Below are 21,656 nucleotides of genomic sequence, written 5' to 3'. Positions count from 1 at the left end.
AGTATTGTTGGCTAGAAGAAATGAAAGCTATAAATAGTTTCACTTTATTTCTGGAGAGGAGAAGGTATTGAAATCATGTTAAGATCTGAAGAAATTTCTAAGTGGTTTCGTAATTTACAACATTCGAAAAAACTAAGTTGGATTTCTTACGTTTTATTAGGAGCAGTGCTGTTTTTTGCACTTATGAATAATGTAAAACCAGAGCAATTAGATGTTGATATGTATTCTATTGCAAAAAAAACAATTCATTCTCCTATTAAAATTGAAGATAAGGTTATAACGGACAGAAAAAAACAAGAGGCCGCTCAAAAAGTTGGAGATCAATATACATATAGAAGTGAATATAAACAAAATAGAGTAGATATTGTAAATGATGTTTTTGCTAAGGTAAATGAAGCAATTCAAGAGATGAAAGCTGCTGGACCTGAAGAGCAAAAAAAGATGACCGATGCAAATAAATTAGAAAAATTGAAGAAGAAGTTGCCATCTAATTTAACAAAGGAATTATCTGATGAGAATTTATTATATTTTATTAATGCAGAACCGGATCAATTAGAATTAGCAAAGAACGCGGCTCTAACGTCTATTAGTGTTATTATGGGTGGAAATATTAAAATGTCCGAAGAAATAGCAGCAAAAGAGCGATTTGTTAATGAAATGAAAAGCCTCAATGTGAATAGTGGATTGAAGGAAGCTGTGAACGCGCTAGGATCATATGCGATTACAGCAAATTATTTTTATGATCCGGCTGTAACGAAAGAGAAGAAGAAAGCGGAAGAAGATTTAATTCCACCTGTTTATATTCTTCAAGGACAAGTTATTGTTAGAGAAGGTGAAACAATTTCAAGTGATATGTATAATCAGTTGAAATTAGTCGGTTTATTAGAGAAAGGTAATAGTTTTCAGCCTTATGTTGGATTAGCAGTGCTCATTGGTGTGTTACTGTACTTTATGCATAAGCAGTTTGAAGTATTTTTACAGCGTAAAAGAGAAGATAGACCGTATATTTTAGCGTATATTACAATTTTATCTATCACGATTGTTTTAATGAAAACGATTAGTTTGTTTCAAAAGCTTGAATATGCAGGAATTGCGTATGTTGTCCCGGTTGCGATGGGAACAATACTTGTAAAACTAATGATTGGCGACCGATTTGTATTTTTAACAAGTATGATTTTTTCTGTGTGCGGAAGTATTATGTTTAATGAAGGGGTAACAAGTACACTGAATTATAGTGTAGGTATTTATGTGTTGTTAAGTTCATTATCAGTAAGCATTTTCTTAAGAGAAAAAAATCGTCGTACGATGATTTTGCAAGCTGGTATACTCGTTTCTATCTTAAATGTGGTCGTCTTAGCGGCGTTATTATTATTACGTAATGGGAATTTTTCACCTCTTGAAATTGGAACGCAATTATTGATGGCTTCCGTTTCAGGAATTATCTCATCCGTTTTGGCTATGGGGATATTACCATATTTAGAGAGTGGACTTGGAATTGTATCAAGCATGAAGCTTATGGAACTATCAAGTCCGAATCATCCGCTTTTACGTAGAATTTTGTTAGAAGCGCCAGGAACGTATCACCACAGTGTAATGGTAGCGAATCTTTCTGAGGCAGCGTGTGAAGCGGTTGGAGCAAATGGTGTATTAGCACGTGTAGGGGCGTATTATCATGATGTAGGAAAAACAGTACAACCGCAATTCTTTATTGAAAACCAGATGGGAATTGAAAATCCACATGATAAATTAGATCCTGTGACGAGTAAAGATATTATCATTGCTCATGTAACAGATGGAGTCAGAATGCTCGAAGAATACCATATTCCGCAAGAAATTATCGATATTGCTGGACAACACCATGGTACAACATTACTTAAATATTTTTATTATAAGGCGATTAAAGAAGATAAAGAAAAATATACAGAAGAGATGTTTCGCTATCCAGGATCAAAAGCAACTTCTAAAGAGTCGGCAATTGTTGGTATTGCTGATAGTGTTGAGGCGGCAGTACGTTCTATGAATCACCCAACGCCAGATCAAATTAATAATTTAGTACAAAGTATTATTAAAGATCGCCTGCAAGATGGGCAATTTAGTGAATGTGATTTGACGTTTAAGGAACTACAAATCGTTGGAAAAACGTTATGTGAAACGTTAAATGGTATTTTCCATTCGCGTATTACATATCCGGAACCACCGGAAGAGAAGGAGAAAGAATGAGTTTATTAATTGATTTCATTGATGAAACAGAAGAAGTGAAAGAAGAATATGTGAATTTAATTCGTGAGATATTAGAAAAAGCAGCTCAAATGGAAAAAATAGAGGATGGTGCGGAGTTATCAGTGACATTTGTAGATAACGAACGCATTCGCGAGATTAATCGTGATTACCGAGATAAGGATCAGCCTACTGATGTCATTTCCTTTGCTATGGAAGAAATGGGAGAAGGAGAAATGGAAATTGTAGGTGCAGAGATGCCTCGTATGTTAGGTGACCTTATTATTTCTATTCCGAGAGCGAGAGAACAAGCTGAAGAGTATGGACATTCTTTTGATCGTGAACTTGGCTTTTTAGCGTTACATGGCTTTTTACATTTACTTGGTTATGACCACATGACAGAAGAGGATGAAAAAGAAATGTTTGGAAGACAAAAAGAAATTTTAGAGGCATTTGGATTAGGTCGATGAAAAAAGGAAAACTTATAAATAGTTTTGGATATGCTATAGCAGGTATATTCTTTTGTCTTCGTCATGAACGCAATATGAAAATTCATTATGTAGCCGCAGTTATTGTTATATGCTGCGGCTTTTATTTCCATATTACGAAAGTAGAGTGGATGGTATTACTTATTGTAATAGGAATTGTAATGAGTTTAGAGATGGTAAATACGGCTGTGGAAAAAACAGTAGATTTAGCGACTACCGATATACATCCGTTTGCGAAAATTGCAAAGGATGTCGCAGCCGGATCGGTTTTATTGTTTGCGATAATAGCCGTTATAATTGGTGCTATTATCTTTTTGCCGTATGTGGTATAGTTGCATTCCAAAGCTTTTATGAAGCTTTGAAAGTGCCGTAAAGGCCTTTAATGAGAGAGTGTATCTATTCACAGCTGTGGACAGGAAGGATGCGGGAATATGAATAGTAAACAATTAATTCAAGAAGCAATCGAAGCGCGTAAACAAGCGTACGTACCATATTCTAAATTTCAAGTAGGTGCAGCATTATTAACACAGGATGGAAAAGTATATCGTGGATGTAATGTTGAGAATGCATCATATGGCTTATGTAACTGTGCAGAAAGAACAGCTTTATTTAAGGCGGTTTCTGAAGGAGATAAAGAGTTTGTAGCTATCGCGATTGTGGCGGATACAAAGCGTCCAGTACCTCCTTGTGGAGCATGTCGACAAGTTATGGTAGAATTATGTAAACAGGATACGAAAGTATACCTATCAAATTTACATGGTGACGTTCAAGAGACGACAGTCGGAGAATTGTTACCAGGAGCATTTTTAGCGGAGGATTTACATGAATAGAAAAGGTTATAAATCAGGTTTTGTCTCTATTATTGGCAGACCGAATGTTGGGAAATCTACATTTTTAAATCGTATTATCGGCCAGAAAATTGCCATTATGAGTGATAAGCCACAAACAACTCGTAATAAAATTCAAGGCGTATATACAGAAAATGATTCACAAGTAATTTTTATTGATACACCAGGAATACATAAACCTAAACATAAATTAGGCGACTTCATGGTGAAGATGGCTCAAACGACATTAAAAGAAGTTGATATTGTTCTGTTTATGGTCAATGCAGTTGAAGGATTTGGTCGCGGTGAGGAATTCATTATTGAGAAATTAAAAGAAACGAAACAACCAGTATTTTTAGTAATTAATAAAATTGACCAACTTCATCCAGAGCAATTATTAGAGTTAATTGATCAATACCGTAAACTATATGAGTTTGCAGAGATTGTACCAATTTCTGCATTAGACGGCAATAATGTGGATGCTTTAATTGGAACAATTAAAAAGTATTTACCAGAAGGACCGCAATACTATCCAGATAATCAAGTAACGGATCATCCAGAGCGATTTATTATTTCAGAGCTTATTCGTGAAAAAGTATTACATTTAACACGTGAAGAAGTGCCGCACTCTGTAGCGGTTGTTATTGATGCAATTCAAAAACGTGAGGGCGGAGCGGTTTATATAAACGCAACGATTGTTGTTGAACGTGCATCACAAAAAGGAATTATTATAGGTAAGCAAGGAAAGATGTTAAAAGAAGTCGGTAAGCGAGCTCGTTTTGACATTGAAGCATTACTTGGTTCTAAAGTATTTTTAGAAGTATGGGTAAAAGTGCAAAAAGATTGGCGTAATAAAATGTCTCAGCTTCGTGACCTTGGTTTCCGCGAAGACGAGTACTAAAATAGAGTAAATCTGTAATCAGCGGATGTTTTGTTCATCCGCTGATTATTGGTTTTTATGAGTTTTGATAAATTAGGAAAAATTTTTCTCACATGAAAATGGACAAAATGGGTCAATTTAATAACAACAAAGGAAATTGGTTTATAGGCTACGCTTATTGAGAAAGGTGGATTCTTATGCTAGATTTTACCTGGAAGTTTTTCTCCAAAACAGGAAGCATTGAAACGTACTTGCTTTTGAAAGAAATGGAAAAAGACGTAAACGATGAGATGGATCAACATGAAGAGGAGCTAGCGCATCTAGACTCTCCAATTTCTTGACCCGTTTTGTTCAAACCTTGGATGGTGACGAACATGTTTCAAAAAGTTGAGGGCATCGTTATCCGTACGACAGATTACGGAGAAACGAACAAGATTGTTACAATATTCTCAAGAGAATTGGGTAAGGTAAGTGCAATGGCAAGAGGAGCGAAAAAACCGAAAAGCCGGTTAGCATCTGTTTCGCAACTTATGACCCATGGTAATTTTCTTATTCAAATGGGATCTGGACTTGGAACTTTGCAACAAGGCGAGATTATTTCAACTATGAAAGAAATTCGCGAGGATATATTTTTAACTGCTTATGCATCATTTATTGTTGAGTTAACTGATAAAGCAACAGAAGATAAAAAACATAATCCATATTTATTTGAAATGTTATATCAAACGTTGCATTATATGTGTGAGGGTGTTGATTCAGAAGTATTATCATTAATTTATCAAACGAAAATGCTTCCGGTATTAGGGATGCGCCCGTACTTTGATACATGTGCGATTTGTCATCAAGAAACAGATTTTGTCGCCTTCTCTGTCCGGGAAGGCGGTTTTCTGTGCTCGCGTCATGCTGAGCAAGACCAGTATCGTATACCAGTGGGGGAAGCTGTTCATAAATTATTACGTCTTTTCTACCACTTCGATTTACATAGACTTGGTAATGTATCGGTGAAGGATAGCACAAAAAAACAAATGCGTTTAGTATTGAATACATATTATGATGAATATTGCGGGATTTATTTGAAGTCAAGACGTTTCTTAGAACAACTTGATAAGTTTCAAATATAATTTGGGGCCGTATACGGTCCTTTTTACATCCTATCTTTTTCAAATAGCATATTTAGTATATAATATTTAAGAGATAGTATAACTTTTTTCGTTGTGCATTAAAGGTGGTGATTATCATAGAGCTGAATAAACGGCAAGAACATATCATTCAGATTGTAAAAGATCACGGTCCTATTACAGGGGAGTCAATTGCTGCGCAATTAGGATTAACACGTGCAACACTAAGACCAGACTTAGCAATTTTAACGATGGCTGGTTATTTAGAAGCGCGTCCACGCGTAGGTTATTTTTATACGGGTAAAACCGGGGGGCAGCTATTATCTGAGGCTGTTAAGAAAATTAAAGTACAAGATTATCAATCTAGACCAGCTGTAATTGATAAAAATGTATCAGTATACGATGCGATTTGTACAATGTTTTTAGAGGACGTAGGTACCTTATTTGTTGTAGATCAGGCGATTCTATTAGTTGGTGTTGTGTCTCGTAAAGATTTATTAAGAGCTAGCCTTGGAAAGCAGGATTTAACCTCTCTTCCGGTTAATATTATCATGACAAGGATGCCAAACATTGCGATGTGTCGTAGAGAGGATTCTTTGTATGATATTGCGATGGAATTAATAGAAAGACAGATTGATGCGATGCCGGTTGTGAAAGATACGAAGCAAGGTTTAGAAGTGATTGGACGAATTACAAAAACAAATATTACACGTGCGTTTGTAAACTTAGTAAATAACGAATAAGTGTAATTTGTTTAAAGTGAGGTAATATAATGGATAATAAAATCGTATATGTCGTATCTGACTCTGTTGGAGAAACGGCTGATTTGGTTGTTCGAGCAGCGATGGGGCAATTCCCATTTGCTCCTGATATTAGACGTGTACCGTATGTAGAAGATACAGGGACATTAAAAGAAGTGATTTCGATTGCTAAGAGCAATCAAGCGCTTATTTGTTTTACGTTAGTAAAGCCTGACATGCGTCAGTATTTAGTGACAGAGGCTGCGAAAGAAGGCGTAGAGGCATATGATATTATCGGGCCTCTTATCGATCAAATTGAAGAAATTACAGGGCAAGTACCAAGATATGAGCCGGGTGTTGTTCGTAGATTAGATGAAGAATACTTTAAAAAGATTGAAGCGATTGAGTTTGCTGTAAAGTATGATGATGGTAGAGACGCGCGTGGTATTTTAAAAGCAGATATCGTGTTGATTGGGATTTCGCGCACATCAAAAACACCACTTTCTCAATATTTAGCTCATAACAAACGTTTGAAAGTTGCTAATGTACCGCTCGTACCAGAAGTAGATCCGCCTGAAGAGTTATATCAAGTGGCTAAAGAAAAATGCTTCGGTTTGAAAATTACGCCAGAGAAGTTGAATCATATTCGAAAAGAGCGATTGAAATCACTTGGACTAAGTGATGGTGCAACATATGCCAATATTAATCGTATTAAAGAAGAAATTGATCACTTTGAGAATGTAGTTGGTAAAATAAATTGTCAAGTAATTGATGTATCGAATAAAGCGATTGAAGAAACAGCCAACATTATTGTGAATGCAGTGCAAAACCAAAAATTGTTTTAGCACATTTACCAAAGGTGAATGTGCTTTTTTCGCTCGTGAGAAACACAATACCTGTTAATTTCGTAATAGATTATAGCGGAGTGGTTATACTTATATTCTTCTGTCTTTTTATTATGCTAAAGGCAGGGTTTCGTTATCCTGAAATAGAAGATGAAAAAATAAAGGGATATGTAGCGTAGTTGAAGAAAATATATTATAATAAAAAATTGTGATAAAAACCTATATTTTACGTTTAGACTTTAATTTTTCAGAATAAACTAGGGATAGGATTTACGAAAAGACATGTAATTACGTTAAATCGACAAAATCTATACAAGAAAACGCACATTATGGAAGGATTCGCAGAAGGGATGTAGAATACAGAAATATGCAAAACATCAATATCGTATTAGTTGATGCAGATGCATAGCCTGTGAATGCTGAAAATTGTGCAAGTTGGAACGAAAGTTCATGTCGAAATTTTGTTTGTCACATCGTATGCTCATCGTTTAAGGAAGTAGCAAGGGAAATTGGATCTACGTAGATACTGAATAAGCTACAGTTGATTTTTTATATGTATCAACATGCAAAAAAAACAGATCTCGTGATCACATAGGATATGGTGCTTGCTAGTCTTCTTGTAAAAAGTGTATATGTATTGTCTCCAGGAGGTACATTTGTAACAGGTGAGCAAATGGATACAATTTTATATAGTAGGTACGTATCTGCGAAATTACGCAGAAAAGGGCCTACAAAATCGTTTGATAACGTGATCGACAACACTTTCTAATAAGTTTAGAAAAAATATTGTCGAATTATAAAGGAATTTTTTAATTTTTATCGAATACAAAATACGACACGGAGATGGATTTATGGGGAACAGAATTCCCGAAGAAGTTGTTGAACAGATTCGGACGTCATCGGATATTGTAGAAGTGATTGGTGAATACGTTCAACTTAGAAAACAGGGGCGTAACTATTTTGGCCTTTGTCCATTTCATGGTGAGAATTCTCCTTCATTCTCTGTTTCATCTGATAAGCAAATTTTTCATTGCTTCGGATGTGGAGAAGGTGGAAATGTATTTTCCTTTCTAATGAAAATGGAAGGATTGGCTTTTACCGAGGCTGTTCAAAAGCTAGGTGAAAGAAATGGAATGGCGGTTGCAGAGTATACATCAGGGCAAGGACAACAAGAAGACATATCTGATGACACTGTCATCATGCAACAGGCTCATGAACTTTTGAAAAAGTACTATCATCATTTATTAGTAAATACAGAAGAAGGAAATGAAGCACTTTCGTATTTGTTAAAACGTGGTATTACGAAAGAGATGATTGAGAAGTTTGAAATTGGTTATGCGTCACCTGCTTGGGATGCAGCAACGAAAATTTTACAAAAAAGAGGTTTATCGCTGTCTAGTATGGAACAAGCTGGTCTTCTCATAAGAAGCGAGAAGGATGGTAGTCATTATGATCGCTTCCGTGGAAGAGTTATGTTTCCAATCTATACGTTACAAGGTAAAGTGATAGCGTTTAGTGGAAGGGCATTAGGAGATGACACTCCAAAATATTTAAATAGCCCTGAAACACCGATTTTTCATAAAAGTAAATTGTTGTATAACTTCCACCAAGCGAGGCCGTTTATTAGAAAGCGTGGGCAAGTGGTCCTTTTTGAAGGGTATGCCGACGTAATGGCTGCGGTAAAAAGTGGTGTGGAAGAAGCTGTCGCGACAATGGGAACAGCTTTAACTGAAGAACAAGCAAAACTTCTGCGACGTAACGTTGAAACTGTTGTTCTTTGCTATGATGGTGATAAAGCAGGGCGAGAAGCAACGATGAAAGCAGGGCAATTATTGCTAAAAGTTGGTTGCCAAGTGAAAGTTACATCCTTGCCAGATAAGCTTGATCCTGATGAATATGTGCAACAATATGGGACAACTGCTTTTGAAAATCTTGTGAAATCAAGTATAAGTTTTGTTGGTTTTAAAATAAATTATTTGCGTTTAGGGAAAAATTTGCAAGATGAGTCTGGCAAAGAAGAATATGTGAAAAGTGTTTTAAAAGAGTTATCGTTGCTACAGGATGCGATGCAGGCAGAATCATATTTGAAGTCATTATCGCAAGAATTTTCGTATTCAATGGAAACTCTTTTGAATCAATTGCACCAATATCGCAAAGAACAAAAGGTACAGCAAAAACAAGTAAAGCAGGTTTCTAAGCCGTCTCAAATTGTTCAAACAAAACCGAAGTTAACAGGTTTTGAAAGGGCAGAAAGAGAAATTATTTATCATATGTTGCAAAGTCCAGAAGTGGCTGTTCGTATGGAATCCCACATAGAAGATTTTCATACAGAAGAACATAAAGGGATTTTATATGAACTATACGCATATTATGAAAAGGGAAATGAACCTTCAGTCGGAACATTTTTAAGTTGGCTCTCTGATGAGAAGTTGAAAAATATTATCACTGATATTTCGACGGATGAATTTATTAATCCAGAATACACAGAAGAAGTGTTACAAGGCCATTTGGAGACGCTCAGCCGTCATCAAGAAAAACTTGAAAAGATGGAAATCATCTTTAAGGTAAAACAAATGGAAAAAACAGATCCTGTAGAGGCTGCTAAATATTATGTAGCATATTTACAAAATCAAAAAGCGAGAAAATAGCTTTTTTGATAAATTTTTAGTATAATGAATGTTTGTATCTCGCGTAAGGAGGGGAACAGATGGCTGACAAACCAGCTCGTTCTAAACAAATTGAAACTGAAATGACCCTTGAGCAAGTGAAAGAACAACTCACTGAGCTCGGAAAAAAACGTGGCGTTCTTACATATGAAGAGATTGCAGAACGCATGAATGGATTTGAAATTGAATCCGATCAAATGGATGAATACTATGAATATTTAGGTGAACAAGGGATTGACTTAGTTGGTGACAATGATAACGACGAAGGTCCTAATAATCGCCAAATTACAAAAGCGGAAGAAGAATTTGACCTTAATGATTTAAGTGTACCACCTGGGGTTAAAATCAATGATCCCGTTCGTATGTATTTAAAAGAAATTGGTCGTGTAGATTTACTATCTGCAGAAGAAGAAATTCGACTTGCAACGCGTATTGAAGAAGGCGATGAAGAAGCGAAACGTCGTCTTGCAGAAGCAAACTTACGTCTTGTAGTAAGTATTGCAAAGCGCTACGTGGGCCGTGGTATGCTTTTCTTAGACTTAATCCAAGAAGGGAATATGGGTCTAATTAAAGCGGTTGAAAAGTTCGATTATCGTAAAGGTTTCAAATTTAGTACGTATGCAACTTGGTGGATTCGCCAAGCGATTACACGTGCGATTGCAGACCAAGCACGAACAATTCGTATCCCAGTTCATATGGTTGAAACGATTAATAAGTTAATTCGTGTACAACGTCAATTACTACAAGATTTAGGACGCGAACCATCTCCTGAAGAGATTGGTGAAGAAATGGATCTTGCTCCAGAAAAAGTACGCGAAATCTTAAAAATTGCACAGGAGCCAGTTTCTCTTGAAACACCGATCGGTGAAGAAGATGACTCCCATTTAGGTGATTTTATTGAAGACCAAGAAGCAACATCGCCTGCGGACCATGCAGCGTATGAATTGCTAAAAGAACAATTAGAAGATGTGTTAGATACACTAACAGATCGTGAAGAAAATGTTCTACGTCTTCGTTTTGGTTTAGATGATGGACGAACTCGTACGCTTGAAGAAGTTGGGAAAGTATTCGGCGTAACGAGAGAACGTATCCGTCAAATTGAAGCAAAAGCACTTCGTAAATTAAGACATCCAAGCCGTAGTAAGCGTCTTAAGGATTTCTTAGAATAGGCTACCTTTAAGTTTACTTCACCTTTGTGAAGTAAACTTTTTTATTTTGTTAACTTTTGTTAAACTTTAGCTATCAGCAACGATTACAATTTCTTGTAATTTATTTTACAGAATTGTCTTTTGATTTGCAAATGCTCATTTTTCGATTTTTCGATTAATTTTGTGTATTCTATACAAAAATATATGTAGAAAAGTGAAAAATATGATGAGAAACGTTAATAATTATCGAAATAATAAGCGATATAACAATAAAAAACAATAAACTGAATGTATGGAATATTTTTAACGATTAGTAGTTTACTCTTTTCTGATAGAGCGTTTTCAAGTACAATGGAAATGACTGAATCATCTAACTATTTAGGGGTATAGAGGGGGGAGAAGAGATATGAAACGTAATCCGCTGATTCCGTTCGCTCTTATTGCAGCATTAGGTATTATCGTTATGTTTGTATTTTCATTTCAGGGGCTAAATAAATCTAAAGAGTTAGCTGATGCAAAAAATGGCGGGAAGCCAGCACAAACAGCATCAAAACCAGAGGATATTGTGAAGCAAAGCTGTACGAGCTGCCACGGTGATCAGTTACAAGGGGCAGTAGGACCTAATTTACAAAAAATTGGTGGAAAACTTTCAAAAGATGAAATTAAAGAAATTCTTTCGAAAGGAAAAGGAAATATGCCTGCCAATATAGTTCCAGCTGATCAAGCCGCTAAAGTAGCTGATTGGTTATCGAAGAAAAAATAAAGTTCCGTATGACAAGCCTTTTGCTTATGCAAAGGGCTTGTTTTTCTATATTTTCTAAAATACGATGAGTGATAGAGAAGTGAATTGTTTTTATAGGCTTGCAACAACGACTATAAATTCATTATCATGGAGACAGACTGACAAGAGAAGGAGTAATGGAAATACATGAATGAAGTAAAGCTTTCAAAACGATTAGAAGAAGTAGTGCGTGAAATACCGGTAGGATCTACAGTAGCTGATATTGGATCGGATCATGCGTATTTACCGTGTTATACAATTATAAATAATATTGCTACAAAAGCAGTTGCTGGAGAGGTTGTAGATGGACCATTTCGCTCTGCACAAGCAACTGTAGCTGAAAGTGGCTTACAAGATAAAGTAGATGTGCGTAAAGGGAATGGATTAGCTGTTATCGCGCCAGGAGAAGTAGATGTAATTACGGTTGCTGGAATGGGCGGAGCGTTAATTCGTGACATTTTAGAAAGTGGTAAAGAAAAATTAGAAGGGGTAACTCGTTTAATTTTACAGCCGAATATTGCAGCGCATCACATTCGTGAATGGTTTATTGAGAATGGATGGGAGCTTATCCATGAAAAAATCGTAAAAGAAGATGGGAAAATTTACGAGATTTTAGTAGGCGAGCGAGGAGACGTTGCGGTGCCTTATTCTGAAAATAAACAAGCGGAATTATTTATGGGACCATTTTTAATAAAAGAAAAAGGTGAAGCTTTCGTTGAAAAATGGGAAGGGGAATTGAAAAACTTCCAAAATATTTTAAAGCAGTTAGAACGTGCGGCTGATTCTGAAGAAACAAAAGCGAAGCGTGCGGAAGTAGAAGCGAAAATGAAAATGATACGGGAGGTTTTATCATGAGTAAAATTCCAAATGGCCATGAAATTATTTCTTTATTTGAAAGTATGTATCCGAAGCATTTGGCGATGGAAGGAGATAAGATTGGCCTGCAAATTGGAGCGCTTAATAAACCCGTACAACACGTATTGATTGCGTTAGATGTAACGGAGGAAGTTGTGGATGAAGCAATTCAATTAGGGGCGAATGTCATTATTGCGCATCACCCTTTAATTTTTAATCCGTTAAAAGCGATTCATACAGATAAAGCGTACGGAAGAATTGTTGAAACGTGTATTAAAAATGATATTGCCATTTATGCAGCACATACAAATGTGGATGTTGCTAAGGGTGGGGTAAATGATTTACTTGCTGAGGCGTTAGGATTGCAAAATACAGAAGTTTTGGCACCGACATATGCAGAAGAAATGAAAAAAGTTGTTGTGTTTGTGCCAGTAACTCATGCAGAAGAAGTACGAAAAGCATTAGGAGACGCAGGTGCTGGTCATATCGGCAATTATAGCCACTGTACGTTTAATAGCGAGGGTACAGGTACGTTTGTACCTCAAGAGGGAACAAATCCTTATATCGGGGAAACTGGGCAGTTAGAACGCGTAGAAGAAGTGCGAATCGAAACGATAATTCCAGCTTCACTACAGCGAAAAGTGATTAAAGCAATGGTAACGGCACATCCATATGAAGAAGTAGCATATGATGTGTATCCACTTGATAACAAAGGTGAAACATTAGGGCTTGGAAAAATAGGATATTTACAAGAAGAAATGACACTTGGACAGTTTGCGGAACATGTAAAGAAATCATTAGATGTAAAGGGTGCACGAGTTGTTGGGGATTTAAATGATAAAGTGCGCAAAGTAGCTGTACTTGGTGGCGATGGTAACAAATACATCAATCAAGCTAAATTTAAAGGAGCGGATGTATATGTAACAGGTGACATGTATTATCATGTTGCTCATGATGCGATGATGCTCGGTTTAAATATAGTTGACCCAGGACATAACGTTGAAAAAGTAATGAAGCAAGGTGTACAAAAGCAATTACAAGAAAAATTGGATGACAAGAAACTCAATGTACACATTCATGCTTCGCAATTACATACAGATCCATTTACATTTGTATAAGAAAAATAAAAACCGTTGCTTATAGGCAACGGTTTTTATTATTGTTCTTTTTTCACTTTTACACGAGGCAATATTTTTTGTAATGGTACTTTTCGAACTCTCTCCCATGTAGCGGGATTCATTGGATCATATTGATCTAAGAAAGCGATAACTTCTTTTGTAATTGGAGTTGGAGTAGAAGCACCTGCTGTAACAGCTACGTTTTCTACACCTTGTAGCCACTCTAATTTAATCTCACTTACGTCTGCAACGCGGTATGCTTTCGTACCAGCGATTTCTTGTGATACTTGTGCTAAACGGTTTGAGTTGTTACTTTTCGGATCACCGACAACAATTGTTAAGTCTGCAACATCAGCTTGTTTAGCGACAGCTTCTTGGCGAACTTGAGTTGCTAAACAAATTTCCTTATGGAATTCTGCTGTTGGGAATTTCTTCTGAATGTCCTCCATTAAATGTTGAACATCCCATTGGCTCATCGTTGTTTGATTTGTAACTAAAATTTTATCTGTTGGAATTTCTAATGTTTTTAAATCATCAGCTCTTTCGATAAGGTGAACGATGTCAGGTGCAATACCAACTGCACCTTCTGGTTCTGGATGATTTTTTTTGCCGATATAAATGACATGGTAACCTTCAGCTTTCTTTGCTTCAATAAGGTCATGTGTTTTTGTAACATCTGGACAAGTGGCATCGATTGTCGTTAAACCTTTTTCTTTTGCACGTTGTTTAACTTCTGGAGAAACACCGTGTGCAGTGAAAATAACAGTACCAGAATCGATTTTATCTAAAATTTCTAATCGACTTGGACCGTCTAATGTAATGATGCCATCTTCTTCGAATGCATCTGTTACATGTTTGTTGTGAACAATCATACCTAAAATATAAATAGGTCTTGGTAATGATGTATCTAATGCGGCGTTACGTGCAATAACCATCGCGTCCACAACACCGTAGCAATAACCACGAGGGGAAATTTTAACAATTTTCATATGAGTAATCCTCTCCTTCTAAACAAGGGATACTTTTGTGCATAGTCTTTTACATTATAAAGGAGGAATGGATAGAAAACAAAGGATTGTTACACATATAGTTTTGGTTTTGTTGCTATTTTTTGAACAGGCTCCTCTCGTAATTCTTTTTCTATGACAGGCTCAATCACTATTTTTTTTCTTTTTCTTTTTTTTTGTGGAGGAGGCGGAGTTGCTACCTCAACCTTTTCTGTTATGTCTTCAGTTGGATTTTTAGTTGGATCTTCTTCCGTACTTTTTCCAGAGGTGAGGATTTTAACAATGCTTGGTAGGTTACGCATAATAGGACCGTACTGTTCGACGACAGGGCTTACAGATTGAACGACTTGGGATACTTTTTCAATATTGTTTATCATATTAGTTGGATTCGAAATTAAATTTGCAAAAAAACTGCCGATGCCGCTACTTGATGCTGCTGTAGTTGCTGCACCGCCGCGCGTTTCATTTGATTCATACATTTGAGGGGGAATCATTTGCTCTGGATGTTGCTGCATGTATGGTTGATATTGTTGTGAGTATTGCTGCGGGTATTGTTGTTGGTATTGGTATTGTTGTTGGTATTGGGGCGGCGGTTGCTGGTGCATCATTGGCGGCGGTCCATCCATTTGTCGATAAGGTGGAACCATTTGCATGAAAGGCTCGGTTGGATCGTGTTTTTTAAAGAGTTTAGCAAGGAACCCTTTCTTTTTTTGTGCCATCGGTGGTAGTTGTGGAATTGGATATGGTGTATAAGGTTGCTGTCCTTGATTCGGATACATTTGCCTTGTGTGGGATTTTGGAAACATGTGAGAAATCCTCCTTTCTTCAGTTAGGTATATACACATACAATATGCAATAAGAGGGAAGAAGGTTAGTTTTTGAAGTAAAAACCTAAACTAAAGATGGATTTTACTTGTAGATTTCGATATAATGTAGACTTGGCTGATTTGTGCGCGCAGTAGAAATTTAGAAAGAAGGTGTAACTTATGACACAACAAACTTTTACACAGTATGATTTTAAACCATTTTTAATAGATGCAGTTCGTGAACTACGCTTTACAGAGCCGACAGGAATTCAAAAGAAAATTTTCCCGGTCGTGAAAAAAGGTGTAAGTGTAATTGGACAATCCCAAACAGGTTCTGGGAAAACACATGCATACTTACTTCCTACATTGAACAGAATTAATGCAAGTCGTGAAGAAGTACAACTTGTTATTACAGCGCCTACTCGTGAGTTAGCACAACAAATTTACGAAGAAATCGTGAAATTAACAAAGTTTTGTGCGGAAGATCAAATGATTACAGCACGTTGTTTAATTGGTGGAACTGATAAACAACGATCAATTGAAAAGTTGAAAAAACAACCTCATATTGTAGTTGGAACACCAGGACGTATTAAAGATTTAGTGGAAGCACAAGCATTATTTGTTCATAAAGCAAATACTATTATTGTCGATGAAGCAGACTTAATGCTTGATATGGGATTCATTCATGATGTAGACAAAATTGCATCACGCATGCCTAGAAACCTGCAAATGCTAGTTTTCTCTGCAACAATTCCTCAAAAACTAAAACCGTTTCTGAAGAAATATATGGAGAATCCAGAGCATATTCATATCAATCCAAAACAAGTTGCGGCTGGGAATATTGAGCATTATTTAGTACCTTCTAAACATCGTAACAAAATCGATTTAGTGAACAAAATGTTGCTACAATTTAAACCGTATTTAGCAGTTGTTTTCACGAATACGAAGAAGATGGCGGATCAGGTTGCTGACGGATTAATGGAACGTGGCTTAAAAGTTGGACGAATTCACGGAGATTTATCACCGCGTGATCGTAAAAAAATGATGAAACAAATTCGTGATCTTGAATTCCAATATATTGTTGCAACTGATTTAGCAGCACGTGGTATTGATATTGAAGGAATTAGTCATGTTATTAACTACGAACTTCCATCAGATTTAGATTTCTTCGTTCACCGCGTTGGAAGAACAGCACGTGCGGGGCATTCAGGTATTGCAGTGACGATTTATGATCCAGCAAACGAAGAAGCGTTAGATAGTTTAGAAAAACAACGTCATATTGAGTTCAAGCATGTAGAGTTACGCGGAGATGAGTGGGCGGATTTAGGTGAACGTCGTCGTCGTAAGAGCCGTAAAAAACCAAATGATGAACTTGATGTTATGGCAACGAAAGTTATTAAAAAGCCGAAAAAAGTAAAACCAAACTATAAACGTAAACTTGCAACAGAACGTGATAAAGTGAAGAAAAAATATAGCAATAAAAAAAGATAAGGGGAGCCCCCTTATCTTTTTTTATCCGGATATTTGCGGGATAATAATCGGTGGGGAATGAAAAAACACTGATTAAAGTTTCGGTGTAGCTAGTTACAATTTGCGTAGTGTTTTAGGAACAAACAATTCGCTACATATTTCTACAAATTATGCTATCATTATATCTATTGTATATTGAAGAGGTGATTGTATGTTAAAGATTGGATCTCATGTTTCTATGAGTGGTAAGAAAATGTTATTAGCAGCAAGTGAAGAGGCTGTTTCATACGGTGCAACGACGTTTATGATTTATACAGGTGCACCGCAAAATACACGAAGAAAACCAATTGAAGAATTGAACATAGAAGCAGGAAGAAAACATATGGAACTAAACGGTATTGAGGAAATTATCGTACATGCGCCATATATTATTAATCTTGGGAATACGACGAAGCCAGAAACATTCCAATTAGGTGTAGACTTCCTTCGCATGGAAATTGAAAGAACATCGGCATTAGGTGTAGCGAAACAAATCGTTCTTCACCCAGGTGCGCACGTTGGTGCAGGAGCGGATGCTGGTATTCAACAAATTATTAAAGGGCTTAATGAAGTATTAATGCCAGAGCAGACGGTTAACATTGCGTTAGAAACGATGGCAGGAAAAGGAACAGAATGCGGTCGTAGCTTTGAAGAAATTGCAAAGATTATTGATGGTGTAAAATATAATGAAAAATTATCAGTATGCTTTGATACGTGTCATACGCACGATGCAGGATATGATATTGTAAATGATTTTGACGGCGTATTAAATAAATTTGATAAGATTGTTGGTATGGATCGTTTGCAAGTACTTCATATTAATGATAGTAAAAATGTATGCGGCGCAGGAAAGGACCGTCATGAAAATATCGGCTTCGGTCATATCGGTTATAAAGCGTTACATCATATTGTGCATCATCCGCAGTTAATGCACGTACCAAAAATTCTTGAAACGCCATATGTAGGTGAAGATAAAAAAGATAAGAAGCCACCATATAAATTAGAAATCGAAATGCTGAAAAATGGTACTTTTGATGAAGGAATTCTTGAGAAAATTAAAGCGCAATAAGCAATAAGGAGGGGATTTTCCCCTCCTTATTTTAGTAGTTGCTGAAATAAAGTATTTACTTGTTGGGCAGTAGCAGGGGAGGTTACTTTTGCTATTTGTTTTAAGAGATCTAGCCGTTCGTCATTATCGTAAATGTTAATATTCTTTCCTTTCATAAGTAAAACAATTTGATCCGCTTGTGCAGTCGTAATAGAAACTTCATATTCTTTACTATATTTCAATAACTCTTTTGTAGAAATATGATTTAATTTTTTATTTACAAGTTGTTTAATGAGGTTCATCGAGTTATCCTCCTTCACACGTTCTTCTATCGAAATATATGAGTACGTAGCTTGTACATATTCGTATAGAGTTTCTTTTTCCATGAGAAAAAGAAGCGTATGTTATAATATAAGGACAAAACTATAGAAAAAGAGTATAAGGAGGACCTATGGAACAAAAGCAACATCGAAAAGAAAGTGTTATCCATCTTATTTATCGTTTAGTTATGATTATTTTTGGGGCAGCATGCGCAGCGGTAGCGATTGAACTATTTTTAATGCCAAATAAAATTATTGATGGTGGAATTATTGGTATTTCTCTTATATTAGATTATCTTACTCCTAATATTTGGTGGTTAAGTTTCTCTACTTTAGTCGTTATTCTCAATATCCCATTTATGTATTCAGGTTATAAGCAAATCGGGAAAACGTTCATGTTATCTTCGGCGTTCGGTATTGTAGCTTTAGCGTTTATTGAATCAACGTTACATGCTGTTCCGCCATTTACAACAGAGCCGATTTTAGCAACAGTGTTTGGTGGTCTTATTTTAGGTATTGGTGTAGGGCTCGTTATTCGCCATGGTGGATCAATGGACGGAACAGAAATTATGGGTATTTTATTAACGAAGAAATTACCTTTCTCTGTTGGCGAATTTGTAATGTTTGTGAACTTATTCATTTTTGCATGGGCAGCATTTGTATTTGGTGTTGAACAAGCTATGTATTCTGTTATGACGTACTATATCGCATTCAAAACAATTGATACAGTCATTCAAGGTTTAGATGAAACGAAAGCAGTTTTAATTGTATCAGATCAATATGAGGAAGTATCAAATGCGATTTTGCATCGTCTTGGTCGTGGAACTACAAAGCTTGTAGCGAAAGGCGGTTACACGGATAAAGAAAAAGAAGTTATTTATGCAGTTGTAACGCGTCTGGAAGTGACGAAGTTAAAATCAATTGTGTATGAAATTGATGCGAATGCGTTTGTTACGATTATGAATACACAAGAGACAAATGGTGGTAAGTTTAAATCGGCTATCCACTAGAAAATTTATCCAGTAAAAACCCTCGCCAATCGTTAGGGGATGGCCTCATCTGATTAAGGTTTCATTTTATAGGAATATTTTTCGGAAGCAGAGAATTTTTCTCTGCTTTTTGTTATAATAGTAAGGTTTCTTGAAAAAATTGATATATTTTAGGCAGATTGGTTTACAACTATAATAAGCTGTACTATAATTCAAATAGATATAAATCGGAATCATTCTGAATTAAAATAGGTGAGATGCTATGAATAATATATTAGAAATAGAAGGATTGTCATTTCGATATGAAGATCGAAATGTGTTAGAAGATATTAATTTGCAAGTTCCGAAGGGAGCTTTTTTAGGTTTAGTTGGGCCAAATGGTTCTGGGAAATCTACTTTGCTAAAATGTTTATTAGGCGTTTTAAAGCCAAAACAGGGAAGTATTCGTTTGTTTGGTGTTGACAGTAAGAAGTTTAAAGAATGGAACAAAGTTGGTTATGTGTCGCAAAAGGCAAATAGCTTTAATTCTGGTTTTCCGGCCACTGTTTTTGAAGTTGTATCAATGGGACTCGTTTCGAAAAAAGGGCTGTTTCGCTTTTTCACGAAAAACGATAAGGAAAAGGTAGAAAAAGCGATTGCTGATGTAGGGATGAGTGCGTTTCAAGGGCGCAATATCGGAGAACTTTCTGGTGGACAACAACAGCGTGTATTTATTGCTCGTGCGCTCGTTAGTGATCCTGAATTACTTATTTTGGACGAGCCCACTGTTGGAATCGATGTGAAGAATGTAGAAAGTTTTTATGAGATATTAGAGGATTTAAACAAAAGGTTAGGAATCACATTAATTCTCGTTACTCATGATATGGGAGCTGTTACAGAGAAGGTAACACATGTTGCATGCTTAAACCAACATCTACATTTCCATGGAAATGTAGAGAAGTTCCGAGAGTTAGAAGATGCAGAAATGTCCGTCTTATATGGACATCATGTTCATCGTTTAGAACACGAGCATGAGCATCACGGGAGGATATAATGATACAAGATTTTTTACAATATGACTTTTTACGGAACTCTTTATATGCAGGGATTTTAATAGGACTTGTTGCGCCGCTTATCGGTGTATTTGTTGTCATTCGCCGAATGTCGCTTATTGCGGATGCTTTAAGTCACGTGACATTATCGGGTATTGCTGCAAGTTTACTACTAGAAAAAACAATTTTCACAGGAGGATTTTTAAATCCGTTATATATGGGAATGATTTTTTCTATTGGTGGGGCGTTACTAATTGAAAAATTACGTACTGTATATAAACATTATCAAGAATTAGCAATTCCGATTATTCTTTCAGCAGGAATGGGGATTGGGGTTATTTTTATATCACTTGCAAATGGATTTAACACTGATTTATTTAGTTATTTATTTGGGAGTGTAAGTGCTGTAACAAGTACGGATTTAATAATCATCGGCATTGTAGCAATTGTTGTTATTGTAACGATCACTTTATTATACAAAGAGTTATTTTTACTATCGTTTGATGAGGAATATGCTGTATCAACCGGTTTGAGTGCAAAGTGGATTCACTTTATTTTCATTATATTGGTTGCTCTTGTTATTGCAGTATCAATGCGTGTAGTAGGGGTTCTTCTCGTATCATCATTAATGACGTTACCAGTTGCAGCAAGTATTCGTATTGCGAATGGATTTAAACAAACAATTTTCTTTTCCATTTTATTTGGTGAAATTGCAGTAATTGGTGGAATGTTTGCTTCATATCAACTTGATCTAGCACCAGGTGGTACAATTGTTATGATAGCAGTTCTTATTTTAATTGGTGCGATTTTATGGAAAAAGAAAAAAACTGCATAAAGTAGGGATAGATATGAATCTAACAGAAGCTTTACGCCTAATGAAAGATAAAGGATACAAACATACGGGGAAAAGGGAAGAAATGCTCAGGTTATTTGCAGCTCACAATCGTTATTTAACGGCGAAAGACGTTTTAGAGCATATGAAGGATGATTATCCAGGTCTTAGCTTTGATACGATTTATCGTAACTTAACGGTGTTTGCTGAAATCGGTGTTTTAGAACAAACGGAATTAAATGGTGAAAAACATTTTCGTTTTACATGTTCTATTATGGAACATCATCATCATTTTATTTGTTTAGATTGCGGGGGAACGAAAGAGATTACTTCCTGCCCGATGGATTTTATGAATAAAGATTTTAACGGTTATGAAGTAACCGGTCATAAGTTTGAAATATATGGCCGTTGTCCAAAATGTGCAAAATAAG

Annotated in this window: 24 protein-coding genes; 21 read left to right on the top strand and 3 right to left on the bottom strand. The window is 36.1% G+C overall.

Translation table 11 applies throughout. The annotated features are described in order from the left end of the window. Positions 1–75 precede the first annotated feature (75 nt). The 15 genes from ACU8YW_RS21490 (at position 76) to ACU8YW_RS21420 (ending at position 13,683) form a co-directional block, all read left to right on the top strand. Positions 76–2,220: an HD family phosphohydrolase gene (locus ACU8YW_RS21490; protein ID WP_048541521.1), complete on the top strand. Its 2,145-nt coding sequence runs from the start codon at positions 76–78 to the stop codon at positions 2,218–2,220. After that, positions 2,217–2,687, top strand: a complete 471-nt coding sequence (gene ybeY, locus ACU8YW_RS21485; protein WP_088064428.1) for an rRNA maturation RNase YbeY — start codon at positions 2,217–2,219, stop codon at positions 2,685–2,687. The genes ACU8YW_RS21490 and ybeY overlap by 4 nt, the downstream gene beginning before the upstream one ends. Then, positions 2,684–3,037, top strand: a complete 354-nt coding sequence (locus tag ACU8YW_RS21480; RefSeq protein WP_000715485.1) for a diacylglycerol kinase family protein — start codon at positions 2,684–2,686, stop codon at positions 3,035–3,037. The genes ybeY and ACU8YW_RS21480 overlap by 4 nt, the downstream gene beginning before the upstream one ends. Positions 3,038–3,136: 99 nt before the next feature. After that, positions 3,137–3,535: a cytidine deaminase gene (locus tag ACU8YW_RS21475; RefSeq protein WP_001086294.1), complete on the top strand. Its 399-nt coding sequence runs from the start codon at positions 3,137–3,139 to the stop codon at positions 3,533–3,535. After that, on the top strand, positions 3,528–4,433 hold the full coding sequence (era, locus tag ACU8YW_RS21470) for a GTPase Era (protein ID WP_001080239.1): 906 nt from the start codon (positions 3,528–3,530) through the stop codon (positions 4,431–4,433). Before ACU8YW_RS21475 ends, era begins: the two co-directional genes overlap by 8 nt. Positions 4,434–4,609: 176 nt before the next feature. After that, entirely contained in the window at positions 4,610–4,753 is a 144-nt protein-coding gene (locus tag ACU8YW_RS21465; protein ID WP_000883924.1) for a YqzL family protein, read from the top strand. A 33-nt stretch (positions 4,754–4,786) separates the two neighbouring features. Then, positions 4,787–5,533, top strand: coding sequence for a DNA repair protein RecO (gene recO, locus ACU8YW_RS21460; protein ID WP_000487012.1), 747 nt, complete (start codon positions 4,787–4,789; stop codon positions 5,531–5,533). A gap of 107 nt (positions 5,534–5,640) precedes the next feature. Continuing rightward, complete coding sequence (gene ccpN, locus ACU8YW_RS21455) at positions 5,641–6,273, top strand: transcriptional regulator CcpN (RefSeq protein WP_002077328.1); 633 nt, start codon at positions 5,641–5,643, stop codon at positions 6,271–6,273. Between the two features lie 29 nt (positions 6,274–6,302). After that, positions 6,303–7,115: a pyruvate, water dikinase regulatory protein gene (locus tag ACU8YW_RS21450; RefSeq protein WP_000368941.1), complete on the top strand. Its 813-nt coding sequence runs from the start codon at positions 6,303–6,305 to the stop codon at positions 7,113–7,115. 598 nt (positions 7,116–7,713) lie between these two features. Next, the gene (locus ACU8YW_RS21445; protein ID WP_179862445.1) at positions 7,714–7,884 is read left to right on the top strand and encodes a DUF188 domain-containing protein; all 171 of its coding nucleotides are present in this window, start codon (positions 7,714–7,716) and stop codon (positions 7,882–7,884) included. Positions 7,885–7,966: 82 nt separating this feature from the next. After that, the gene (gene dnaG, locus ACU8YW_RS21440) at positions 7,967–9,763 is read left to right on the top strand and encodes a DNA primase (protein ID WP_000528234.1); all 1,797 of its coding nucleotides are present in this window, start codon (positions 7,967–7,969) and stop codon (positions 9,761–9,763) included. 59 nt (positions 9,764–9,822) lie between these two features. Beyond that, positions 9,823–10,950: an RNA polymerase sigma factor RpoD gene (gene rpoD / locus ACU8YW_RS21435; protein ID WP_000764061.1), complete on the top strand. Its 1,128-nt coding sequence runs from the start codon at positions 9,823–9,825 to the stop codon at positions 10,948–10,950. A gap of 385 nt (positions 10,951–11,335) precedes the next feature. After that, positions 11,336–11,692 (top strand): cytochrome c550, encoded by a 357-nt coding sequence (gene cccA, locus ACU8YW_RS21430; protein ID WP_000828141.1) that lies wholly within the window; start codon positions 11,336–11,338, stop codon positions 11,690–11,692. Between the two features lie 165 nt (positions 11,693–11,857). Continuing rightward, on the top strand, positions 11,858–12,565 hold the full coding sequence (locus ACU8YW_RS21425; RefSeq protein WP_088608156.1) for a tRNA (adenine(22)-N(1))-methyltransferase: 708 nt from the start codon (positions 11,858–11,860) through the stop codon (positions 12,563–12,565). Continuing rightward, positions 12,562–13,683, top strand: a complete 1,122-nt coding sequence (locus ACU8YW_RS21420) for a Nif3-like dinuclear metal center hexameric protein (RefSeq protein ID WP_088064425.1) — start codon at positions 12,562–12,564, stop codon at positions 13,681–13,683. Before ACU8YW_RS21425 ends, ACU8YW_RS21420 begins: the two co-directional genes overlap by 4 nt. A 38-nt stretch (positions 13,684–13,721) precedes the next feature. Here the strand turns inward: ACU8YW_RS21420 and ACU8YW_RS21415 are convergent, their stop codons facing one another. Then, positions 13,722–14,672, bottom strand: coding sequence for a 4-hydroxy-3-methylbut-2-enyl diphosphate reductase (locus tag ACU8YW_RS21415; RefSeq protein WP_087985254.1), 951 nt, complete (start codon positions 14,670–14,672; stop codon positions 13,722–13,724). Positions 14,673–14,761: 89 nt separating this feature from the next. Continuing rightward, positions 14,762–15,496 (bottom strand): VrrA/YqfQ family protein, encoded by a 735-nt coding sequence (vrrA, locus tag ACU8YW_RS21410; protein ID WP_097907663.1) that lies wholly within the window; start codon positions 15,494–15,496, stop codon positions 14,762–14,764. 180 nt (positions 15,497–15,676) lie between these two features. Between vrrA and ACU8YW_RS21405 the strand changes: the two genes are divergently transcribed. Continuing rightward, positions 15,677–16,987: a DEAD/DEAH box helicase gene (locus tag ACU8YW_RS21405; protein ID WP_000194012.1), complete on the top strand. Its 1,311-nt coding sequence runs from the start codon at positions 15,677–15,679 to the stop codon at positions 16,985–16,987. A gap of 190 nt (positions 16,988–17,177) precedes the next feature. After that, positions 17,178–18,074: a deoxyribonuclease IV gene (locus ACU8YW_RS21400; RefSeq protein WP_088064422.1), complete on the top strand. Its 897-nt coding sequence runs from the start codon at positions 17,178–17,180 to the stop codon at positions 18,072–18,074. A gap of 26 nt (positions 18,075–18,100) precedes the next feature. Here the strand turns inward: ACU8YW_RS21400 and ACU8YW_RS21395 are convergent, their stop codons facing one another. After that, a complete protein-coding gene (locus ACU8YW_RS21395) occupies positions 18,101–18,355 on the bottom strand; it encodes a DUF2624 domain-containing protein (protein ID WP_446893999.1) in 255 nt (84 codons plus the stop codon). A 149-nt stretch (positions 18,356–18,504) separates the two neighbouring features. Between ACU8YW_RS21395 and ACU8YW_RS21390 the strand changes: the two genes are divergently transcribed. The 4 genes from ACU8YW_RS21390 to ACU8YW_RS21375 all read left to right on the top strand — a co-directional run bounded on the left by ACU8YW_RS21390 (position 18,505) and on the right by ACU8YW_RS21375 (position 21,655). After that, positions 18,505–19,383 carry a YitT family protein gene (locus tag ACU8YW_RS21390; protein ID WP_000435955.1) on the top strand — a complete coding sequence of 293 codons (879 nt, stop codon included), beginning with the start codon at positions 18,505–18,507 and terminating at the stop codon, positions 19,381–19,383. A 241-nt stretch (positions 19,384–19,624) separates the two neighbouring features. Continuing rightward, on the top strand, positions 19,625–20,395 hold the full coding sequence (locus ACU8YW_RS21385) for a metal ABC transporter ATP-binding protein (protein WP_001059648.1): 771 nt from the start codon (positions 19,625–19,627) through the stop codon (positions 20,393–20,395). Next, a complete protein-coding gene (locus ACU8YW_RS21380; protein ID WP_000613823.1) occupies positions 20,395–21,228 on the top strand; it encodes a metal ABC transporter permease in 834 nt (277 codons plus the stop codon). Before ACU8YW_RS21385 ends, ACU8YW_RS21380 begins: the two co-directional genes overlap by 1 nt. 13 nt (positions 21,229–21,241) lie before the next feature. Continuing rightward, the gene (locus ACU8YW_RS21375) at positions 21,242–21,655 is read left to right on the top strand and encodes a Fur family transcriptional regulator (RefSeq protein ID WP_001054512.1); all 414 of its coding nucleotides are present in this window, start codon (positions 21,242–21,244) and stop codon (positions 21,653–21,655) included. Position 21,656: the final 1 nt, after the last annotated feature.

The sequence above is a fragment of the Bacillus pretiosus genome (assembly GCF_052947655.1).
This window is presented reverse-complemented; position numbering and strand designations above follow the sequence as displayed.